The following is a 21892-nucleotide window of genomic DNA, read 5'->3' on the forward strand; positions in this document are numbered from 1 at the left end:
CTAGTAAATGAGCTTTCCTAGTGGGTTAAAGAGTTGGCTAACCCCTTGAGTGAAATGTAACGAATCACTCGATACAGTTAAGCACACGCAGCCATCTTGTGTTGCGGGTGTGTGAGTATTTTTTCCATCTAACCAGATGAAGTCCCCCGCATGGTAGGTATCCATTTCATCTTTAAAGCTGCCTTGAAGTAACAAGGTGATTTCAAAGCCTTTATGGGTATGAGAAGGAACGTGTCCACCTTTATCGATATGCAGTAGGCTAGTACGTCGCTTGTCATCGTCAAGATTTAATCGAGCCCTTGATATCTTGCCAAGCCCTTGCCATTCATTCAAAGAAAGAGAGCGAATAGCGTTCGGTAATGAGACTCGAGTCCCAGACACGTCTATCTCAGTGACGGTTGTTGGCATTGACGTTTGTTGAGCCTGAGGGGTATCGGTGATGCCTTGAATTAAATCGATTACCGATGATTGTTGCTCAGGCAAGTATTCATCGTCGAACCCTTGGTGGTTACTTTCAAAGTTACCGCTTTTGAAAAGGTTATTTTCTGACGGTTCACCTTGTGACCATTCACCCTCTGACCATTCACTTTCTGACCATGGGTCACTCATGCCAAATGCACTCATGGCCGCATTTTCAGTCAGTTTTGCGACTTTTTCTTGGCATTTTTGACACATTTCCACATGGCTAGAGACGATAACAGCAACAGAAGCCACCATTTTTCCCGATACAAACTCTTCTAACAGAGCATCACTTGGGTGGTATTTAATCATAATGTTGATCTCCCATCTTCTGTCTGATTTTCTCTAGCGCAAGTCGCAAACGTGACTTTATGGTGCCAATGGGTACCCCTAACTGCTGCGCTAATTGTTCTTGTGATAATTCTTGAAAGTAAACCGCTTTGAGCACGACTCTTTGAGCATCTGGCAATTCATCAACCAGTCTTTTAATTCGGTTGTCCATTAAGTGGTCAGAAAAAGGCGGTGATTCTACCTCTCTCTCGCTAGACTCTTGCTCCAATGGCCAGATATCATCGCCCAAATTTTGAGCCGCATTGTTTTTATTTTTTCTGAGCTGATCAAAGGAAGCGTTTCTCATGACGGTGTAAACCCAAGTTGTGGCAGCGCCTTTGGATTTATCGTATAGGTGTGCTTTTTTCCACACATTGGTCATGGTGTCTTGTACGAGTTCGTTGGCTTGTTGTTCATCTCTATATTGCTTTATTCCAAAACGTTTTATTTTTGGCGCAAAGAATTCGAATAACTGAGTAAAAGCCTCTTTATCTTGATTTTGAGCGACCGAAGCTAGGTGCAATGACAAATCTTCGTGGGCTGTTGAACTAGGCTTAGTAATTGGGTTTCCTCCCCGTTTATGTTCGGAACTCCCTTCAATACGATGCATTAGAAATCACCCTTACTTAATTATTTACAACACATTACGTTAGGATGAAGTGATAGGATCACTTTTCTTTTGATTTTCTTTCACACATTGAACTCAGGAGTTCCTTTAGTTGTGTGAAACTAAGATCGTGAATAAACATTTCTTTCTCTTCCAAAGAGAGAGGAATGATTTCAAGCAAACGAGCACACACCCATTTAGAGTAGCTTAAGTAACGGGTTTGATATAGAGCAGAGAACTCATTATGGGTGTCGAAGAGACTTTTTAATGTTTTGGACAGCCCAACGACACCGTCAGCCTCAATCGATGTTGTATCTTGCTCCGAAGACCAGTGCGCAAGTGGTTCAGATTGGGCGATCACAAGGCCATCTTTTTGTGTATCAATATTGACCAACTTCACCATACTTTCCGCTAAAACATCGATGGTTAAGACCCCGTCTTCTCCCATGTCAAAGTTAACGATTTTCACATGGGTTCCCCATCCAGCGACTGAAAATGGATTTTCTTTTTTAAATAGGCCAATAATAAAACCATCGTTCTGAGTGGCTTGGGACACCATCTTCAGATATTTGGGCTCGAAGATTCTTAGCCGTTGCATCCCACCACTGAGAAGAAAAATAGGGAGCGGAAAAACCGGGAGCCAACGTGTCCTTGTTTGCTCTAATTTGGTGCCTTGTTGGGCTAAGCATGAATCGCTCATTAGGGTTCTCCGCGTCCGTTATTAGTCATTTTTACTTATGCTGATACTACGTCGCTGAGGCGGTGATCGATCATATTTGTTTCTAGATATTACCTATTTACCGCCACTCGAATGGTGTGAGCCTTTAGGCTGCTGGATGAATATTTCTGGATGAATTTGGCATGGTAAATATCGCTTGGTAAATATTTACAGGCTCAGTTAAGCGCTCTGTTTCGTGCCATCTTTTCTAGTCACCGTTCCTTGCCATATTCAGTGCAATCGTTCTGTGCAATTGTTCCGTGTAATTGTTCAGTGCAATAACGTTCAATACTCTTGTCGGTTTACGGGTTATTTTCTCAGTCAAAAGGAGAGTAATCATGAACAGTGTATTTTTTGCCATGGTGGTTTTTGCATTCGTCGGCTCTGTGACTCCAGGTCCTGTCAACTTACTGGCAACGAGCACCGCCATAAATCGGGGGATACAAGATGCGTTCAAACATGTGGCGGGGGCTTCCATCGCCTATGCGTTCGTTGTTTTTGTGTCTGGTAGTGTGATGCAATCCATTGTGATTCTATTGCCTCAACTCGAAGTGATGATGAAGCTATCTGGTAGCATATTTTTAGTCTATTTGGCGGTGAAGATTTATGCGACACCAACAGAAACTATGGAGATTAAATCCCCTAGTTTGATGATCTGGTGGTCGGGAGCGTTGACCCAAATACTAAACCCTAAGGCGTGGTTGGTTGCGATGTCAGGGGTGAGTTTGTATGTGATTGGTCAAGACAATGCGCAACTTTCTTTGTTTCTGTTTACCAGCGTTTCCTTGTTTGCCTGTTTTATTGGCGTGGGTGTCTGGGCAGTTATTGGACGAGTTTTAGCCAAAAAACTTGAAAATCCTACCAAACAACGTCAGTTTAATAGGGTAATGGCTGTCTTGCTGGGCGTTTCCGTCGGTATGATCTGGTTATAGTGTTTTGCTGTCAGAGGCAAACTTGAGAGTTAAAACAGTCTAGAGAAACAGTCTAAATAGGGTAGATAGGGATTCATCATGAAAATAGACAACAGCGCTCACTTTAAGCAAAGTACGACGCTGCCATGGATTGAACTGCGCATCGCTGATAGAAGTACAGCCTGTTATCAAGCACATTCACATGACGAATTCTCATTTGGCCTTATACAACAGGGCCATGCCACCTATCAAAATCGAGGTCACACGTATCAAATCGGTCGTGGAGACATTGTTACGATAAACCCTGCGGATGTTCATTCGTGCAACCCTGAAGCGGGAACATGGTCATACTGTATGCTGTTTGTTGATGCGTTTAAAATGGGTGAGTTTCAACAAGATATTCAGGGTAATGACAATAATGCTCATCTTAATGACTATGTGCCGTTTTTGCATGACCTAGAGCGCAGTGAGTATGTTCAGAACCAGTTGCAAAGGTTGTTTAGCGCGTTACAATCAGAATCAAGTCCATTGACTATTCAAACGTATTTGTATGATTTTCTGGCGTCGAGCTTAAGTAAAACTCCCCTTCAATCTAAACGCGCGCCACTGACTCCAAGCCTTGGTCGGGTTCGCGAAAAGCTGCTTGATGAAGTGAAGCATAGTATCCAATTAGAAGAACTCGCTAATGAAGTTGGGTTAAGCCGCTATCAGTTATTGCGAGCATTCAAAGGTCAGTATGGTCTACCGCCACATGCTTATTTAATGGATGAAAAAATTAAGCGTTCAAAACGTATGCTCAAATCGGGTCTTAATATTTCTGAAGTGGCGTATCAGCTAGGGTTTTCCGACCAGGCGCATTTCCAGCGTCATTTTAAAAAGAAACTGGCGGTAACGCCTAAGTTCTATCAGTCTCACTTTATCAATGAGCCCGCATCTTAAGAGCGTTTGTTGAGAGGCGAGATAGCTGTGGGCTTGACCTCCGATTTCAAGATCAAACCCATGACAAGCATGCTTTTAAGTATCGATATGCAGTCGTCGTATGATTAAATTTCTTTCATGGCAGAAACGACAGAAGGGTCATTGATCAAGTTAAACAACAGGCTTTTTGCTGAAGATCTTTGGGCGTCGGATAAGACCTTTTTCGGATTTTCTCTCGATTGTGTCAGGATGTTCTTAACGAACTTACTGTTGGTGCCTGAAAGCTCATAGACAAATCTTAGTGTGTCGAGTAATTCGTCTTGCGCCAAGCTGTAAACCGCCATTTCACAACTTAGTTTATCCATAGATAGGAAGTTGTTGACCACTAACTTACGCTCAGCTTTAAATTTCTCACTGGCTTCATATGAATCAATTAAAGCCTGAACTCTATCAGCGATAGCGATAGGCACTTCCATGGTTTTTGTTTTGTTTGTCATTACTGATTCTCTTGATCTAGCTTGAATTTAATCACGAATCCAGTTTACGCGGTCGTTCATGTTTTGGCATCTAATTTGGTACAAATATAGAGAATAGTTAAGCATAGTGTGATTTTAATTATGCAGAATGTATTCAGTTTTGACTATTTGAGCCCCATACCTGCTGTGATTGCACAGCTAAGTTGCCCTCAAGAAAGAACGGCACTTTGTAATAAGAGTGTTGAGATACCGTTCGATAGGGTCAGAAATAGACCAGGCGAATGCAAATGCGAACGAAAGAGGATAGAGGATAGAGGATAGAGGATAGAGGATAGAGGATAGAGGATAGATGATAGGTAAGAGCTGAGTGTGTTAAACATCCATTTCGGGCGTAACAATAAAAACGCCGCAAACTGTTCAATCGGCGCCTGCTTTAAAGTGAACCATACCAGCGCTGTATAACCTTTCCGCGCCAGCCGCTTCAACGTACGTACATGATTTATCAATGGTGGTCAGTGGTGTGGTATTGACTGGATTCACAGTAACTTCGGTTCATCAGTGTGCACATCTAAATCATGCCTAAACTAAGTACGTTTCAAGCACTAGATGAAAATAGATTAGAGTTCTAATTAAAATAATCCGCAACAATAGGGTTGATGTAGATCCTTGTCACATAATTGACCTATTTAAGACCATTTATTTGATTTATATCTCTCAGTCAGGATGATGGTCACTGAAGTAATCATTTAGAGTTCAAAGGAGTTGCAACTGCGTATGATCGCATCAGCATTATGGGCGGCGTATCCCGAAATAAAGAAAAACACGAGCAAAAAATGGTCGTTTTCTGAACCTTCAGTAGAAGATGGCAGTGATGTTTCTCACCTGATTGCTGCTTGTCCACCTCTCGACGTTAACTCATCTTATTGCCATTTTCTTCAATCCATGCATTTTAGCCAAACATGTGTTCTCGCGCGGTACGATGGTGATATCGCAGGGTTTGTGTCGGCGTATAGAAAACCCGATGAGCCCAGTACATTATTTGTTTGGCAAGTGGCGGTTGCACCAAGGTTTCGAGGTAAAGGACTGGCATCGAGCATGCTTGATGAATTGCTAAGTCGAGATCATCTTAGCAGCATTAATTCGGTTGAAACGACGATCACTGAGAAAAATGACGCTTCGTGGGCCGTGTTTCAAAAGCTGGATAAAAGCAATGGAGAGCGTGGAGAAGTCAGCACGTTCCTTGAAAAAAAGACACATTTTAAGGGAAAGCAGGATACTGAGTATCTGTACCAAATTCCGCTCATTGAACTGCAACCTAAAGGCAGATAGCCGTAGACTTATTACGGTAGAGCCCCTAGGAACGCACATCAAAGCAAAGAACACTCTTATTTGATTGGAGACGGATAGAGGGTGTGACGGAATTGGCCAGTGATCATGGCGTATTTTCAGTTAATTTGGTGATTTACTCATTAACTAAAAATACGCATTTGGATGCCTTTACCGATCGTTTAAGCACCGCACCAATCGTTCTAAGTACCGCAAAACGTTCGATACGGACCAAAGCTACTCGGTGCTGGAAGTTCAAATTCTTCACAATTCGGTTGTACTTCAAAAGGATTCATCAGAACTGACAGTAACCGTTCAAAAGGCTGGAAGTCGTTATGTTGCTCTGCCGCTGATAGTGCTTCCTCTACCTTGTGGTTTCTAGGAATATAAACTGGATTGTGGGCATTCATCAAAGTGACACTTTCTCCTTCCGTTATTGCCTCTCTTTCCATTCTCGCAAGCCATTTTGTTTTCCATTCTTCCCATCGTTCTGCGTCAGCAAAGAGTGCGAGGGCGCTGCTGTCATTTGATAGTAGGGCAGACGATAATGATCGGAAAAACAGAGTAAAGTCGATGTGCTGCTGATGAAGCATGGTCAGCGTGTCTTGCACAAATTTAAGATCACCATCTTCTTGATTGGTAAGACCTAACTTGGAGCGCATGCCATCTAGCCATAGTTGGTTATACAAATTCATAAACTCATGCAGTGTATTGGTGGCTATTTCCACCGCTTCCTCTTCATTTTCTGCAAGCAGTGGTAAGAGTGTTTCTGCAAATCGAGCTAAATTCCATTGCGCTATTTGAGGCTGATTGCTGTATGCGTATCGACCATTCGCATCGATAGAGCTAAATAATGTATTTGGGTCGTAGTGGTCCATAAAGGCACACGGGCCATAATCAATCGTTTCCCCTGATACGGTGGTGTTGTCTGTGTTCATCACCCCATGAATGAAGCCAACGAGCTGCCACTTGGACACTAAAAGAGCTTGTCGCGTACAGACAGACTTAAGCAGCTCAAGATAGCGTGAATCGGAATTATTTACTTCTGGATAATGACGCTCAATCGTGTAGTCAGCCAATCGCTTTACGTCGTTGGGATCACCTTGAGCGGCAAAGAACTGAAAAGTACCCACTCGAATATGGCTGGCAGCGACACGGGTTAGCGTTGCCCCATCTACCATGTGATCACGCCAGATTTGTTCGCCAGTCGTCACCGCTGCGAGTGCGCGTGTTGTTGGAATGTGAAGTGCGTGCATCGCTTCTGCGACCAAGTATTCACGGATCACGGGGCCGATGGCTGCTTTACCATCGCCTGATCGCGAGTAAGGGGTTCGCCCTGAGCCTTTGAGTTGAATGTCTTTTCGCTGCCCTGTTACATCAATAACTTCTCCGAGCAGCAACGCGCGTCCATCCCCAAGCTGTGGGTTGTAATGTCCGAATTGATGACCGGCATACGCTTGAGCGATTGGGTTGGCACCCGGTAACGATGTTTGCCCCGAAAAAATGTGAGCGAGTTCCTCATCACTGGCGCTATTGATTTCAATCTTCAACGATTGTGCGAGAGAGTGATTGAACTTGATCAGCTTAGGTGAAGGGGCGTTTTCGGCATTTTGGTGCTGATAGAATCCTTCTAAATCTCGGACATAGCTGTTGTCAAAATGAACACAAAGAGATTCTTCACTGTGTTGTTCGTGTTCTGAATGTAGTGCGGAATCTGAATTTTTCGGCTGCTCTTGCATTGTAACATTCCTGTTAACATGAATAGTGCCACCTTACTTGTACTGAGAGATAAGAGCAATAAGTGCCATTATTGTGTGACCAATTTTTATCAATAGAGACTTACAGTATCAAGGCGGTTTTTAATAAAATATAATTATCATTTATATAATTTATGATAATTTTTGTTAATCTGGTTCTTTGCTTATACTCTCTTCATCGAAACAAGGTATGACACAAATTCTTAGAGATTGGAGCAAATTATGAAAATGAATCACGTAGGTATTATGGTTGGCGATATGGACAAAGCGGTTGAGTTTTACACCAAAGCGCTGGGTCTAAAAATAGTGATGAATAACACCAAAGTTATCGAAGAGCGCGAAACAGCGATTGGCCGTATGTGTATTGCTGTTTTCGGTGAAGGCTTTAAAGGTTTTAACATCGCACACCTGGTTACCTCTGATGGTATTGGTGTCGAAATGTTTGAGATGAAAGAGCGCCAAGAGCGTCACGAAGTGGATTTCTCTCGCCTCGGAATCTTCCATTTTTGTCTACAAACTGATGACTTTGAAGGTGTGATTGAGCGCACTGAACAATATGGCGGTAAGGTTCGCATGGATATTATGCGCTACCACCCAGAAGATGACAGCAAGCCTGCACAAATGGTTTACCTAGAAGACCCGTTTGGTAATTTGTTTGAGCTCTACTCGCACACCTACGAAGAGACTTATGCGTCAGATTACGAGTAATTTTTTGAAAACAAAGAATTGATGAAGAAGGACTGGCCACTAGCCAGTCCTTTTTGTTGTTTAGTCGCCAGAATCGAGAGTTTGTATTTGCCAGCTTTTAATAGGACATAAGTTGGCATCAATAGGAATATACTCATTTCTCATTTCTCATTTCTCATTTCTCAGCGGGATAGAGGGATAGAGGGATAGACGACGATACAGGAGAGACTTATGTTAGCGATGTCCTCAAACGGTGGAAGCGTTTTTTCCTTAGAAAATCATGTGACTCATATTCAACAACTAGGATCTCACTCATATGCCTGAAGCCTTTAAAAATATTTTTAATCCTCAACTGGTAGAAAACCTTGCTTGTCAGCTAAAACAAGTTGATAGCCAGTTCGATGACACTGCGTTCGTTGCAGCGGTTAACAGCCAACTGGAAAGTCTGGAGCTAAAACAGCGTAGTGACCTGATATGTCATCAGCTAAGCCATTATTTACCTAAGGACTTTGAGCGCAGCAGTGAAATACTACATGGTGTACTGGGTGAGCGAATTGATGCTCAGGCACCTGATGCCACGATTTCGAAGCCAAGTACGCAAAGTGGTGTTAATGGTTGGGCGATCATGCCACTGGCAGACTATGTTTCACGTCATGGTATGCAGCATTTCGACTTGTCAATGAAGTTACTGAAAGAGATGACTAAACGCTCAAGTTCAGAGTTTGCCATTCGACCATTTTTGGATGAACAGCCGGATCAAACAATGCTGGTGGTGCATCAATGGGCCTTGGATGAAGACGAGCATGTTCGTCGTCTGGCTAGTGAAGGCTCAAGGCCACGCTTGCCTTGGGGAATGCGCCTTAACAAGTTTGTTAAAGACCCTCAGGCGTTGTTACCGTTGCTGGAAAAACTCAAAGATGATCCAAGCGAATACGTTCGTCGATCAGTGGCTAACAACCTGAATGATATCAGTAAAGATCACCCTGATTTAGTGGCTCAGGTTGCTGGAGATTGGTTGATTGGTGCCAGTCAAGAGCGGAAAAAATTGATTAAGCATGCTTGTCGTAGCTTGATAAAATCAGGACACCCGGACACGTTAAAAGCATTGGGATATGGTGATGTAGAGTTGGATGAGTGTTTACTTGATATTTCCGCGCCAAAGCTCATGTATGGTGGCTCAATCCAACTGAGTGCAACGATTAAATCGGTAATGAAACATGTTCAACCGTTGATGATCGACTACATTGTTCATCATCAGAAAGCGAACGGCACTACGTCACCGAAGGTATTTAAATGGCGTACTGTCGATATAGCACCTGGCGACAGCCTGACAATAAAGAAAAAGCATACGATAAAACCAATCACTACACGGGTCTATTACCCAGGAATACATAAGGTCGAATTGCAGGTGAACGGTAAGATTGTAGCGCAGAATGAATTTGAATTAATGATGTAAAGCTGTGGTGCGATTTGTATTTTTACTACTACCGTTGCTATTCAGAAGCTTACACTCAGATTGAACATATTTTATGACAGCTTCAATGTCTCTTTGGGTGTTCGCTTTTATCATTGAATGACGCCCTCCACGAAGACTGAAAATTTAGGCTATTTTCTCAGGCCTAGGTAAGCAATTCAATGTGCTCTTATCTGAGGAAGACAAGCACGGCTTAAAGGGTTAGATATTTAAACGGATTAGAGACAGGAGAACCTATTCTTGTTCTTAATTGGTTAGAACCATCACAGTATGTAGGCATAGTACCTCGATATATTCTCCCAGTGTATTAATGGCAAGTGTATTAATGGAGAGTGTATAAAAAATGAACCTTGAGCAGCAACGCCAAGCCACACAACTAGAGTTTGTGAACAGCAAGCAAGACCTCGAATTTGGTGATCTTAATCCTATCTCTCTCACTTTAGACCAACTGAAAAAAACAACCTCTCGAAGCCCTTACGTTGTAGAAACATTCAAGTCAGGGTTAACCGCCATTGTTTATCACATAAGAATTGAGGGTAAAGATTGGACGCTAAAGACTAAGCGGTCGGAAAGTTTAGTACAAAATATCGATGGGCAAACCTCATTCCTAAATGAAGTTCAAAGAAGAATTGACCTTTCAGCCTTGAAGCAATCAAAACCTGAAGATTTCCAACACATAGTGGAAACGCAATACGCTTCATTTCAAGACGGCATCATTCTTTCGCCATGGATTGACGGCACACCATTACAGCGCCTCGATAAATCAGTGTTCGACCAAATCTTTAACACGGTTATTCATTTAGAACTCAGTGGCCTTTTTGAGTGGGATTTCTGCCCAGGTAATATTTTGCAATCAGGCAGCGGTAGAATTAAGTTGTTTGATTTCGGGTACATGTACCGATTTGACCCAAAAATTCATGTCAATAGCAATGGGATATATACGCCAATCTTTCATGGTGTAGAACGATTTGAAACTCGCTTTTTCTTTGACTATTTATTAAAAAACCCACTTCAATTGCCTGAAAATGAAAAGTTTGATTTATATAAGTTAGAAAAGCACTGTGCTCTTTTGGCCTATCAAAACAAACTTAAGCAACTGAAGGCGATCGATGCTGACGATCACGTTATTCAGCACCTAACGGCGATCACCGATAGATGGGAAGCGGCACTAAAGAGTGCAGAAGCACTTCAAAGTCTTTTCATGCAGGAAAGCTTTCGATCAAATCTTCTGGATCTTCTCGATGATATCCATGGAAAATCGTGCTCTGCCTACACAATCCAAAAATCTGATTTAGTACTTGATATGCTCACTAACCGTTTTGAATCACTCAAGAGTAACGATTGTTTCTTCTTTGGTGATGAACATCTTGATAAACAACAATTGTTAGCGAAATACCAAGAGTTAAAGCAAAAAGCGTTAGATTATCAATTAACTTGAAGTGCTATTGAGTGGCTTGAATTTCCCTGCCCCAAAAGCCCATAGACTTTAATCCCTGTGGGTAAATCAGAGTCACATTTCTGCCTGAAAACGCATCTGAAAACCGATACGTGACGGACGTAATCCATCGCTAGCGATGAGGAGCTATCGAATTTTCCTAGTATTGTATTTGCATCACGAAGGCAATGAGCGCGCAGATTTAGTGCAAGTCGTTCATATCGCATTTTACTATTAATAGGAAACTACTATGAAAAGCTTAATCGCTATGTCAATCATAACGGCTCTCTCAGCGGGCTCTGTATTCGCCAAGGAAATCGTCAATGAATCCTCTACCAATAAAGATGTGTACACTACTCATGACTTCTTCTTACAAGAAGGTAACCGTGTAAAACTGCAGTTTCCGATCGAGCAATCCAAATTCGCTTGGCAGAATCTAAGCCGTTTTTATCCTACCGCCCAAGTCGAGCGTGATGGTCCTGTTTACCAATTCCCTTACAAAATTGATCAAAACATAGGTGAGATATCAGCGACTGTACACGGAGAAAGTAAGACGCTAAATGAACACCTAGATTCTTATCCTGTTGACGCTTTTCTCGTGGTTAAAGGCGGAGAGATAGTCTTTGAGCGTTACAACACGATGCGAAAAACAGATAAACACAACTGGTTTTCAAACTCAAAAATCACAGCAGGGATTGAGTTGGCTAAGTTGGTGAATGAAGGGAAAATTAACCCTAACGATCCTGTTTCTAAATACATTCCAGAACTACAAGGATCAGATTGGGATACGGTATCAGTGTCTGATACCGCGAATATGGCGACGGGCTTAAATGCAACCGAACATGATGAACCGGAGGCTGATTCACGTATCAACCCAGAACAACCTTGGTTTAAATGGGCGGTATCTATTGGTGTATTTGAAGGTGAAGGTAACCAAACACCACTTGAAGTTCTTGCTGAAATGAAGCGAAGAGCGCCAGGCGGAAAGACGTTCGAATACAATTCAATCAATACGTTTGTTCTTTCTCGAATCATTGAGAATGTCCGTAGTTTACCGATGAATGAGATAGTCAGTCGCGATATGTGGCAGAAGATGGGCGCAAACAATGATGCTTATACGGTCGTTTCTCCACAAGGGGGATACCCTTTGATGTTTTTCTCAATGAACACCACAATTGAAGATATGACCAAATTTGGCATGTTGCTTACGCCATCTGCTACAAAGCTAGGCAATGGTGGGGTAAGTAAAGATGTGATTCAATTGATTCAAGATTCTGGTAACCCAGAGGCCTACGGTGGTGGTTATGTTGGTAAAATGATGGAAAACTCTTTTTACAACGACACAAACATTAAAAATGGTTATCAATTTGATGCAATCTTTGAAGATGGCGATTTGTTTAAAGCAGGTGTTGGTGGGCAAGGCGTGTATATTTCGCCAGATAAAGACTTAGTCATCTCTTTCTTTTCAACAAGCACCGGCAAAAATCAAGAAGAAACGTATGCTCGTGAGATAGCAAAATATTTCAGTAAATAATCTGAAAAGACAATAATGGCAGGCTCTTATTGGCCCCGATTATACTGAGAATCATAGCTTACTTAGAACCATAACTTACTTAGAATCATAACTAGCTGAGCACCTAAGCTTGATAGGAACGATCGCTAAGTGATGCCATTATTGAACAAGATTTGCACTTCTGTAACGCCAGTCACCTGACTGGCGTTTTTTATTTGTCGAATTAGGGACTTTATTGACGAGCGGTTCAGACACCGACTAAGCATATTTACTTTCTATCTCAAGCCCGCTTCACGTGGTGTTACATCCTACTTCTTGCGATGAAGCGCTTTCTAAATTACTTACCGATACTGGACGTATACATCTTTATTTCCCCCTTTGTTACCCCCCTTAATTTCACTTCTCCTTTGAAGCATGTCGTGCCGTTTTCATGCGTCATGAGCAATGGGTTGGTCTATATTGCGGGTCAGTAATGAATGCGACTCAACGCCTCTTTTAGTAAGTCTAGACTTTGCGATCAACGCTTATTTTTGCCTGTCCGGCTTATTTCTGTATGGCTCGTATACCTTACTGGATTTATTCTTACGGTAAGTTCAGCAGCCTAATCAGAACCATCGCCACTGATGCGTGAAAGCATCAGAACCCCGATACTGAAACGCTTTCTTAGCGGCTTGTTCCCGCCGTTGGTGACTGTTTTACAAGCTGAATAACGATAGGTGAGACAGTGTTATGGATAAGTTTAAATACATTGAGGAACGTATTTAACTTCATTCCTATTAACTTCATTCTTATTAACCTTAAGCCCATTAACCTTATGCCCATGACTCTAAACAGACGAATGGGCTTCCTTTGATATTGTTCTGCGCCTGAAATGATTGAAGTAGGTGTTGATTGGAATGAGTGATCAACAGAAGAAAGTAAGCCACATGGGATGGGGTTATGGACATTATCGCTAATACATTAACCCAGCATTAAGAACGCGGGTAACTCAAACCTTCGTTCATTGCTTGAGTCTGTGTTCTTAGTTAGAAAGCTCAAGTTGAAGTTCATAGCCTGAAATAGAAAAAGGTGAATCGAGAGATTCACCTTTTAAACGAATTAGAAGCTTTGTTTTATGGTTTTAGAAGAACACTTTGTATTGGACCCAAGCAACAGTATCGTCAATATCTAGACTTTGGTTGGTTGATTTCATGCTTCCATATGTGTTTTCCACTTTTATTTGTCCCCAACGTGTTTTGTCCGCAGAGAATGGAGTGGCTGCAAGCAGCGTTGTTTTCACCGTGCTTGTTTCAATATCGCCGTTCATGTAAGTAAATTCTGGATAAGCAGCAAAATAGGTGCCATCTGCTCCTGGCTTCCATACGGCATAAGCGGCTGCCATTCCGCCGACAATACTATTATCTGTTACACCAAACGCTGCTGTAGTGTCGTCTGAGTATTCACCCCCCATCACTGCTGCACGGCCAAAAAAGGTGAGAGAATCAATTGGGGTTCTAAAAATAGCTATTCCACCCACCGCCGCGGTCGTGAAGCTTGTATTGTCTATAATATCTAATGATGCTGCGACACGAGGTGTGGTGGCATTCTTCAAATTAAATACATGGAAGTATTGAGCTCGGCTGTCTTTATATCGACCTTCATTGTTCATAGACCCTTCTAAAGTAACCATGGACATTTGACCGTTGTCGTAAGTGTACGATAATGCGCCCGATAGTTTGACGTCACCCTTATTATTGAGTGCCACATACATATTAGAGCTGGCACGAGTCATATCAGATGGGTCAACTTCGCCCTTAGCGGCATCATCGCCAGCAAATGCTGACATTGAAAGGGTAGCCAATAGAGCGGTGGATAAAACGGTCATTTTTACTGTTTTCATGGTATTGATTCCTGAGTGAATTAAGTCGGTTTGCCGTAGCAATGACGTAACTTTACCTAGGAAATTGCTATCCACTAACTCTCTAGCGATGGTCTCGATCCATCATTAATCCAATGCATGTTCGAAATGAGGTGACGGTTTTCGTATAACAAACAAATGCTCCTTTGTCTGGGCATTATTGTGGGCTTCAGTTGCTTTTCAGATCATGAGAGAGGCGCTGTATTGGCTAAAATGGGTCCCAGTGTTAGTATTTTATGAACATTGATGAGAACCCGTTGGGTATGACATGAACTTTAGCTTAGAGCAGTTAAATACGTTCGTTGCTGTATTTGAGCAGCAAGCTTTCAGTAAAGCCGCCATAAAATTGAATAAGCATCGCACGACGGTTGCACAAGTAATCACCAATTTAGAGGATCAGTTGGCGATCACTTTATTTGAGAGATTAAGCCGCACCGTCGAACCAACAGAAGATGCGATCCTCCTTTATCATTATGCTAAGCAAATATTGGAGCAAGCTAAAACCTTTGATAGTTTTGCATTGAGTCTTTCCTATGGAGGGCTAGAGTCGGTGACGATAGCCTATGCGAGCTTTTTGCCCCATCACGTTGTGACGAGTATTCGTCGACAGTTAGATGAAGATTTCCCGTCTATGCGAGTGAACTTTCTTGTTAGAACAAAGCCGGAAATAAAAGCAGGGATTGAGGATGGAAGCATACATTTTGGGATCGTGAATATATATGAAAGCAAAGTCATCAATAGTATTGATTTCACGTTTTTAGGAAATATGCCCTTTGTACCTTTTGCCCATGTTGGAAGTAAGTTATCAAGCGTAGAATCGGCCCAAACACTCTCATTGATGAAATCTTCGAGGCAGTTGATTCTAAAATCTTTGGTTGACGACAAAATGACGGAAAAGGTCCTTCTTTCTTCTAAGCATGAGTATGTCGAACAGTTGGCTGTCATTATTAAGCTTGTTCAAGAAGGCTTTGGGTGGGCTCTATTACCAAAATCGATTACCGCATCGGAGTATGTGACTGAGAACCTAGTCCCCATTCAATGTGACGAACTCAAGCAAGAGATAATGGTGCCCATCGCACTTTGGTGCCCACACTCAAAACAGATTGCACAGGTTAAAAAATCCATCGTCAAAGTCGCGGATTATTACATTCAGCGATCTATTTCCGAACTATCCAAATAAAATACAGATCACGATAGAACGCAGAAAGGGCTCGTTTGAGCTCTTTTTCGTTTTATCGTCATTTTTACCGGTTAAAATCCCCACTAAACCACGCAATGATATTGAATAAGTATAAATGCGTGGTGGTATATTCTGGTTTTGTTTGCATTTCTGGAGGTTAGTTTTGATTATTGCGTATCGTGGGTTTTAATTCTGGAATATATGTGCGTATTTGGTTTTATGTATTGATAATATATTAATAGGCGAGATAATAAGCTTGTTGTTAATTTATTGTTAACCATTTTGAGCGCAAGCCAAATAAGGACAAGTCATGGAAATGGAAAATAAAATTCTAATCGATGCTTTTCAAACTCCGGATCATATTGCACCGAAACTGTCGTCTTATTTCGATGATTTACCTGCTGATCAGTATGTTGACAGTGATCATCGCTATCGTTCCTATGCACGATTTCAAGTTAGTGATAAAGGGGCTGAGCGGCTCCCTCACAGTACATTTAATCAATCATCAGCGTTTAATCGTGTTGTGGGAGACATAGAGAGAGACTTTGCTGAAATGGATAATGAGATGGTGCAAACGCCGTATTTCCAACATTTACTTCAATCGTTTATACAACGAACAGGAACGGATAAAGATAACTCTGTCGTTGATGTTCACCAAATTCGAGTCACCTGTGATTCTGATGCAACGAGTGCGCCTGCGCCAGAAGGTATTCACCAAGATGGTTACCGATTTGTGGGGATTTTTTGTGTCCAGCGAAAGAACATTTCAGGCGGGTTCACCCAAATTTATATGTCCCCAGTCGAACAGCATCCGCATTTAAATACCGTCTTGGAAGAAAACCAATTTGTTATTGTGAATGATTCTAGATTTTTCCACCATATTTCCGAAACTCTGTCGAGTAAAGCGGGCAAAAAAGGGGTTCGTGATGTCTTCGTATTCACCGCTTAATTCAAACAATGTAAACCGTTTACGTGAGCAATTCCCTGCGTTAGGGGCTCTGAACAATGGTTTGTCTCCTGTGTATTTTGATGGCCCTGGTGGAACGCAGTTACCCACTTCTGTCATCGAAGGGTTTGGCGCTTACCTCCTGCGCGGTAATTCAAACCTGGGTGGGCGATTCTCTGTGAGTGAAAATACGGTCAGCTTAGTGGACGTTTGTAGGCAGAAAGCAGCGGCGCTATTTGGCGCAAGTTCAAAAGATGAAATCGTATTTGGTGCAAACATGACGACAATGGCGTTCCATTTCAGTCGTGCAATCAGTCAGGATTGGCAGGCAGGGGACGAAATCATTCTTAGCGATGCTGATCACGGGGCAAATCGATCTTCATGGGCGATGGCGGCCGAAGACAAAGGTGTAAAAGTACATTATGTTCCCATTAAAGATGCGAGCTGTAATCTTGATTTAGAGGTTTTTCAGTCACTGCTTAATGAAAAAACACGCCTTGTTGCGATGACCGCAGCCAGCAATTTGTCTGGGACTCTCGTTGATGTAAAGAAGGTCACAGATCTTGCCAAAGCGAATGGCAGTGTGGTTTTTATTGATGCTGTCCATCTTTTGCCTCATCAAATTCTCAATGTCCAAGAGTTAGGTGCTGATTTTGTTGCTGGCTCTGCGTACAAGTTTTTTGGCCCTCACTTAGGGGTGCTCTTTGGTCGTCAAGCGTTGTTGAAGAAATACCGACCTTACAAGGTTGAACCTGCTCCAACGTATGCCCCCAACTGTTGGGAGACTGGAACACTTAACTTTGAAGCACTCTCGGCGTTCTCTGGTGCAATTGATTACCTGGCTTCGTTAGGTGAAGGGGGCGATTTAAGAACCAAGTTGGCGTCGGCGTATGGCAATATTCATCAGTATGAAACGTCACTGTCGATCTATTTTTTAGAGCGCCTACATGAATTTCCTACCATTGAACTTCTGGGTGAACCTGGTGCGGACAATCGAACGGCGACCTTTGCCCTTCGTTTTGGTGAGATTGACCCTGCAAAGGTGGCGACACACTTAGGTGAGCATGAAATATATACCTGGAGTGGTCACTTATACGCGGACCGCCTCACCGATGCACTGGGTGTGACCCACAAAGGAGGCATTCTTCGTGTCGGCTTGATGCACTACAACACCAAAGAAGAGATCGACCGATTCTTTCAGGTATTGAGCGACATGTTTGTTTAGTACGCTTCTGTTAATTGCCTGTTCTTCTTATCATGGTCAAAGAGCCACAAACCGAGGCTCTTTGATTGTCTGCCATCGTTATTTGCTATCATTATCTATCGACTTTTTCATGACAATCGTAAAGTCGCGCTGGTCATACCCATCAATAAGTTCCACGTTGGCGCACAGGGTTTTACAATAGCGAACGATTCCTTGTTTGTTGTACCCCGTTAAAAAAGGCTGCTTGGGAAAGGTGCTTGAATCGAGCAAGTTAAAGATGATGGCTTCATTCGCCATTAAATACATATGCGAGATGATACGTGTCAGATAGTCAGGCTCTCGGCTGTGGTAGTTCAATGAGCCGCTCGCTATGACAATATCGGCATTGTCAGCGGTGAATTTGCTGATATCACCATGAACAAATTCACAGACGTCCCGCTGCTTAGCCAATCGCTTTTTTGCTTGAGCGAGAAACTGTGGCTGCTGATCAACCCCAGTGTAGCGGCCCAAGGTATGGTGTTGAGTGAGGTAATCAAACAGTTCCCCATAACCACACCCCAGGTCAACAATGTATTTGTTATGAAATTCGCAGGCCTGTTGAATGATTTTAAATCGGTTGTGCTGCGATTCAATACTCGTCCAGCCCTGTATTTTTGAATTATCTCCGGCCCAGTTTTTTATTCTATTGCGATGATAAAAGTAGATTCTGAGTCGATCAAGAAAGTGCATTATAGAAGAGAGACCTCTTCAACTTCGATAACCGAATGAGCATTGGCTCTTTCGATGATTTTCAGTAGAACCGTTTGGATAACTTCGCTTTCCCGAGCGTCTGTATCACTGTTGAAACGCTCTTCCTGTACTTCGCCACTTTCCTCTTGTAAAAACTGGACAGCCACCTCAGTCGCGCAATCTTTACTGGTTCCGAAGTATGTTATGGTGATTTGTGGGTAGCCTTTAAAGCCTTTTTTTACCTGTTTCGCGATTCGTTTTTTCGCTTTATCTAGATTCATTTTTAATCCTTGCCAACATGGAAACCGAGAGAAGAGGTTACTTATTTACATTGTAAACTGCGGATGTGTTATTGCAGACTACCATCATCACTCGCAAGAATCATTGTTCATTCGTCTGTTGTTAATAAAGCCGTTGCTGGTGGCGAAGAGTCAGATGAGAAATCAATTTTTGCCATTTTTCGGCTAGATGAAACTGTTGCTCTTGAAGCAGTTGGTACTGCACGCTTTCAATCATGTTAAGCGGCATGCTTTGATAGAGGTATTCAAAGGTATTCTTATCAAGCTCAGAAACATCGTTTGCCCAGTTTAACTCGACAGATAACCCAGAAGCATAGATGCGTGCGGCCTGCGTTTCGGGTGAGGACACTTCGGTTTCCATCAATTGCTTGATGAGTATCTTGAGTCGCTTAAATGACATTTTCACAACGATTTCTCCTTAAGGCGGTATAAAGATGAATAGACTCACTTCGTTATGCCTGACTTTTTTGAAGATAGTATTGTTATAGCTCAAAAAAAACCAGTAATGTGCATTACTGGATTTTGCTTGGATGTCTGTTCACGATTTGAATGCCAGTTAAACAATGGCTCGCTGTCTAGAGCAACAGTCAGCTAGAGAACTGAACAATGCCTAAATCAATGGCACGTTGAAGGTCGAGGTCGTCTTCAATGAGCGCATTCAACGCAGCTTCACTTAATAGCATCACCGATAATGACGCTTGTGAGGTTGGGGAAGAATGAATATCAAGTTGGTTTCCTTGCGTCACTTTAGACCACAGGTGGCTGTCGACAAGGTAAATATACGACACGGATTCGAGTGCGCTTGAGTGCTGCTTAGCCATCAGTTTTAACCACCAACTCACTCGCCTTAGCCCTCGCTTTCCATCTAAAGCGTCTACCTGTTTTACATGGTTTTCTTCTAGGGCGCTTTGTGTCGCAATCGCAATATCCAGCGACCCTGGGAAGCTTTCTGTAAATGGGTTATTAAACTGTCCATCATAGGAACAAGCCTGCACGGGCAAACTTGTTCCCAATGACATCATCATACTCAATACAACCCATGAGCGTATTGGCTTCATATCACCTTCCTATGGCGTTGAGATATTGAACCAGAAATTGAACGTATCCAGCATACCAACGAAGTCTTTAAATACTTTTGTGTCACCTTTTAACTTGATATCCCCATTTGAAATGGCTTTCTCAAGCGTCGTAATACCAAGTTGAACATCATCAAGTGTTGCTTTGGTTAATACTAACGATACATCTGGGTCGTCATTGAGCATTCTTGTGTGGTTAAGCACCGAGTTTTCAATGTATAAGGTGTATTGTTCATCAAGGTCAGTAAAGTCGAGGTTGATCGCGTATTCTTTTCCTGCGGCTTTCTCTGGTAGCAGTCTTACCGCTAAGTAATCGAACAGCATTTCCGGTGGCATGTTTTTAATAATATCCGGCGAAGCGGTATTGGTTCCGCCAGCAGAAGGGGTGCCATTTCTCAGCTCATAGGCCCCTTGTAGGTACACGGAACGCCAAGGGCCAGACTCCGATTGGTAACCAAGCTGTTCGTAGGTATCGGCAAGTAACGCTTTGCCTTTTCTACTTTGTGGGTTAGCAAATACAACATGCTTAAGTACTTCGGCTACCCAACGATAATTACCTTTGTCGAAGTCTTGTTTGGCTTTTTCAATGACTGCTCGTTCACCCCCCATATATTCGATGTATTTCACGGCAGCATTGGTAGGTGGAAGGTTGTTCAAGTCGGAAGGGTTGCCGCTGTACCAACCCATGTAACGTTGATAGACCGCACGGCTATTATGACGAAGCGTGCCGTAGTATCCGCGGGTGCTCCAGTTGTTTTCTATTTCGTCAGGGAACTGAATAATTTCTGAAATTTCAGACCCAATGTAGCCTTGGTTCATTAAGCGTACGGTTTGGTCGTGCGTGTATTTATACATATCACGTTGTAGCTTAAAGTAGTCAACGATCTCTTCTTGGCCCCACATTGGCCAGTGGTGGCTTTGAAATTTAACGTCGACGTCATCGCCCCACATTTCAATGGTTTCATTTAAATATGATGCCCATTTCAATGCATCACGAACTTGAGCCCCACGCAGCGTCAAAATATTGTGCATGGTATTGGTGCTGTTCTCCGCCATCCAGAGCGCTTTTTTCTCGGGGATCCATGTGTTTATTTCAGTCGGGGCTTCTGAACCAGGGGTGTACTGGAACACCATTTTGACGCCATCAATGACATGCTCTTCACCGGTTTTTTCGATAACCAGCGTAGGGCTGATCAGCGTGGCGAGGCCCGTGGATGTTGTTTGTCCTAAACCTCCGTTAACGCCACCTTGTGCGTTTCGTGGAAGCAGCGCACCGTACATGTAAATTGCGCGTCGACCCATTGCATTACCCGCAATAACGTTTTCAGAAACTGCATGCTCGGTAAAACCGTGTGAAGCTATGATTTGTACTTTACCTGCGTTGACATCTTCTTCATCAACAATGCCACGTACACCACCAAAGTGATCAATATGACTGTGGCTGTATATCACCGCCGTTACGGGGCGCTCTCCTAATTCCGCATTAATGAATTCGAGGGCCGCTTTTGCCGTTTCTTGAGAGATAAGAGGGTCAAACACAATCCAGCCAGTCTCACCTTCAACAAAGGTAATGTTCGATAAGTCGTAGCCGCGAATTTGGTAAATACCATCTGTTACCTTAAAAAGGCCATTGATCACGTTTAATTGCGCATTACGCCACAGACTTGGGTTTACGCTGTCGGGTGCTTTAGCCTCGAGCGTAATGAACTTTTTGTATTCTTCTAAGTCCCAAACAACGTCACCATTGTCATTGGTGATTGTGACGACATCTTGCTGAGCAATAAAGCCTTTTTGTGCACGTTCAAAGTCTTTAGTGTCTTTAAATGGAAGAGTGTTATACAGGGCGTTATTCGTGTCTATTGTTGCTTGAGTTGCGGGTTTAGATTCCGCAGCAATACTCCCTGTCGAGATGACCATCGCCAATAGCGAGATGGTGAAACACTTCATAGT

Annotated in this window: 22 protein-coding genes; 10 read left to right on the plus strand and 12 right to left on the minus strand. The window is 42.8% G+C overall.

What is annotated here, in order from left to right:
• The 3 genes from QF117_RS01400 to QF117_RS01410 are packed head-to-tail and all read right to left on the minus strand — an operon-like array spanning position 1 to position 2096.
• Positions 1-771, minus strand: a complete 771-nt coding sequence (locus tag QF117_RS01400) for a ChrR family anti-sigma-E factor (protein WP_282385702.1) — start codon at positions 769-771, stop codon at positions 1-3.
• Positions 764-1399, minus strand: coding sequence for a sigma-70 family RNA polymerase sigma factor (locus QF117_RS01405; protein WP_282385703.1), 636 nt, complete (start codon positions 1397-1399; stop codon positions 764-766). The genes QF117_RS01400 and QF117_RS01405 overlap by 8 nt, the downstream gene beginning before the upstream one ends.
• A 58-nt stretch (positions 1400-1457) precedes the next feature.
• Entirely contained in the window at positions 1458-2096 is a 639-nt protein-coding gene (locus QF117_RS01410) for an LON peptidase substrate-binding domain-containing protein (RefSeq protein ID WP_282385704.1), read from the minus strand.
• Between the two features lie 356 nt (positions 2097-2452).
• Here QF117_RS01410 and QF117_RS01415 point away from each other — a divergent pair, with 356 nt between their 5' ends.
• A complete protein-coding gene (locus tag QF117_RS01415; protein ID WP_282385705.1) occupies positions 2453-3046 on the plus strand; it encodes a LysE family translocator in 594 nt (197 codons plus the stop codon).
• Between the two features lie 78 nt (positions 3047-3124).
• Entirely contained in the window at positions 3125-3964 is an 840-nt protein-coding gene (locus QF117_RS01420) for an AraC family transcriptional regulator (protein WP_282385706.1), read from the plus strand.
• Between the two features lie 104 nt (positions 3965-4068).
• On the opposite strand, the gene QF117_RS01425 is transcribed toward QF117_RS01420, so the two are convergent.
• Together QF117_RS01425 and QF117_RS01430 are read right to left on the minus strand one after the other, a co-directional pair.
• On the minus strand, positions 4069-4440 hold the full coding sequence (locus QF117_RS01425; RefSeq protein ID WP_282385708.1) for a hypothetical protein: 372 nt from the start codon (positions 4438-4440) through the stop codon (positions 4069-4071).
• 396 nt (positions 4441-4836) lie between these two features.
• The gene (locus QF117_RS01430; RefSeq protein ID WP_282386176.1) at positions 4837-4959 is read right to left on the minus strand and encodes a hypothetical protein; all 123 of its coding nucleotides are present in this window, start codon (positions 4957-4959) and stop codon (positions 4837-4839) included.
• A gap of 234 nt (positions 4960-5193) precedes the next feature.
• On the opposite strand from QF117_RS01430, the gene ectA reads away from it, so the two are divergent.
• A complete protein-coding gene (gene ectA / locus QF117_RS01435) occupies positions 5194-5748 on the plus strand; it encodes a diaminobutyrate acetyltransferase (protein WP_282385709.1) in 555 nt (184 codons plus the stop codon).
• Positions 5749-5948: 200 nt separating this feature from the next.
• Here the strand turns inward: ectA and QF117_RS01440 are convergent, their stop codons facing one another.
• Positions 5949-7484, minus strand: a complete 1536-nt coding sequence (locus QF117_RS01440) for a protein adenylyltransferase SelO (protein ID WP_282385710.1) — start codon at positions 7482-7484, stop codon at positions 5949-5951.
• Between the two features lie 240 nt (positions 7485-7724).
• Between QF117_RS01440 and QF117_RS01445 the strand changes: the two genes are divergently transcribed.
• From QF117_RS01445 to QF117_RS01460, 4 genes are all read left to right on the plus strand, one after another.
• On the plus strand, positions 7725-8210 hold the full coding sequence (locus QF117_RS01445) for a VOC family protein (protein ID WP_282385711.1): 486 nt from the start codon (positions 7725-7727) through the stop codon (positions 8208-8210).
• 295 nt (positions 8211-8505) lie between these two features.
• Positions 8506-9645 (plus strand): DNA alkylation repair protein, encoded by a 1140-nt coding sequence (locus QF117_RS01450; protein WP_282385712.1) that lies wholly within the window; start codon positions 8506-8508, stop codon positions 9643-9645.
• A 361-nt stretch (positions 9646-10006) separates the two neighbouring features.
• Complete coding sequence (locus tag QF117_RS01455; protein WP_282385714.1) at positions 10007-11101, plus strand: hypothetical protein; 1095 nt, start codon at positions 10007-10009, stop codon at positions 11099-11101.
• A gap of 247 nt (positions 11102-11348) precedes the next feature.
• A complete protein-coding gene (locus QF117_RS01460) occupies positions 11349-12632 on the plus strand; it encodes a serine hydrolase domain-containing protein (RefSeq protein ID WP_282385715.1) in 1284 nt (427 codons plus the stop codon).
• Between the two features lie 1099 nt (positions 12633-13731).
• Here QF117_RS01460 and QF117_RS01465 read toward each other — a convergent pair.
• Entirely contained in the window at positions 13732-14490 is a 759-nt protein-coding gene (locus QF117_RS01465) for a hypothetical protein (RefSeq protein WP_282385716.1), read from the minus strand.
• Positions 14491-14776: 286 nt separating this feature from the next.
• Here QF117_RS01465 and QF117_RS01470 point away from each other — a divergent pair, with 286 nt between their 5' ends.
• From QF117_RS01470 to QF117_RS01480, 3 genes are all read left to right on the plus strand, one after another.
• A complete protein-coding gene (locus QF117_RS01470) occupies positions 14777-15688 on the plus strand; it encodes a LysR family transcriptional regulator (protein WP_282385717.1) in 912 nt (303 codons plus the stop codon).
• Between the two features lie 310 nt (positions 15689-15998).
• Positions 15999-16637: a 2OG-Fe dioxygenase family protein gene (locus QF117_RS01475; RefSeq protein ID WP_282385718.1), complete on the plus strand. Its 639-nt coding sequence runs from the start codon at positions 15999-16001 to the stop codon at positions 16635-16637.
• Positions 16615-17859, plus strand: coding sequence for a cysteine desulfurase-like protein (locus QF117_RS01480; protein ID WP_282385720.1), 1245 nt, complete (start codon positions 16615-16617; stop codon positions 17857-17859). The genes QF117_RS01475 and QF117_RS01480 overlap by 23 nt, the downstream gene beginning before the upstream one ends.
• Positions 17860-17937: 78 nt before the next feature.
• On the opposite strand, the gene QF117_RS01485 is transcribed toward QF117_RS01480, so the two are convergent.
• The 5 genes from QF117_RS01485 to QF117_RS01505 form a co-directional block, all read right to left on the minus strand.
• A complete protein-coding gene (locus QF117_RS01485) occupies positions 17938-18567 on the minus strand; it encodes a class I SAM-dependent methyltransferase (protein ID WP_282385722.1) in 630 nt (209 codons plus the stop codon).
• Positions 18567-18848 carry a hypothetical protein gene (locus tag QF117_RS01490; RefSeq protein ID WP_282385723.1) on the minus strand — a complete coding sequence of 94 codons (282 nt, stop codon included), beginning with the start codon at positions 18846-18848 and terminating at the stop codon, positions 18567-18569. The genes QF117_RS01485 and QF117_RS01490 overlap by 1 nt, the downstream gene beginning before the upstream one ends.
• A gap of 121 nt (positions 18849-18969) precedes the next feature.
• Positions 18970-19266: a hypothetical protein gene (locus QF117_RS01495; protein WP_017034819.1), complete on the minus strand. Its 297-nt coding sequence runs from the start codon at positions 19264-19266 to the stop codon at positions 18970-18972.
• 187 nt (positions 19267-19453) lie between these two features.
• Positions 19454-19924, minus strand: coding sequence for a hypothetical protein (locus tag QF117_RS01500; RefSeq protein ID WP_282385724.1), 471 nt, complete (start codon positions 19922-19924; stop codon positions 19454-19456).
• Between the two features lie 9 nt (positions 19925-19933).
• On the minus strand, positions 19934-21889 hold the full coding sequence (locus QF117_RS01505; protein WP_282385725.1) for an alkyl sulfatase dimerization domain-containing protein: 1956 nt from the start codon (positions 21887-21889) through the stop codon (positions 19934-19936).
• Positions 21890-21892 lie beyond the last annotated feature (3 nt).

Source organism: Vibrio sp. YMD68, from assembly GCF_029958905.1.
Lineage (GTDB): Bacteria > Pseudomonadota > Gammaproteobacteria > Enterobacterales > Vibrionaceae > Vibrio.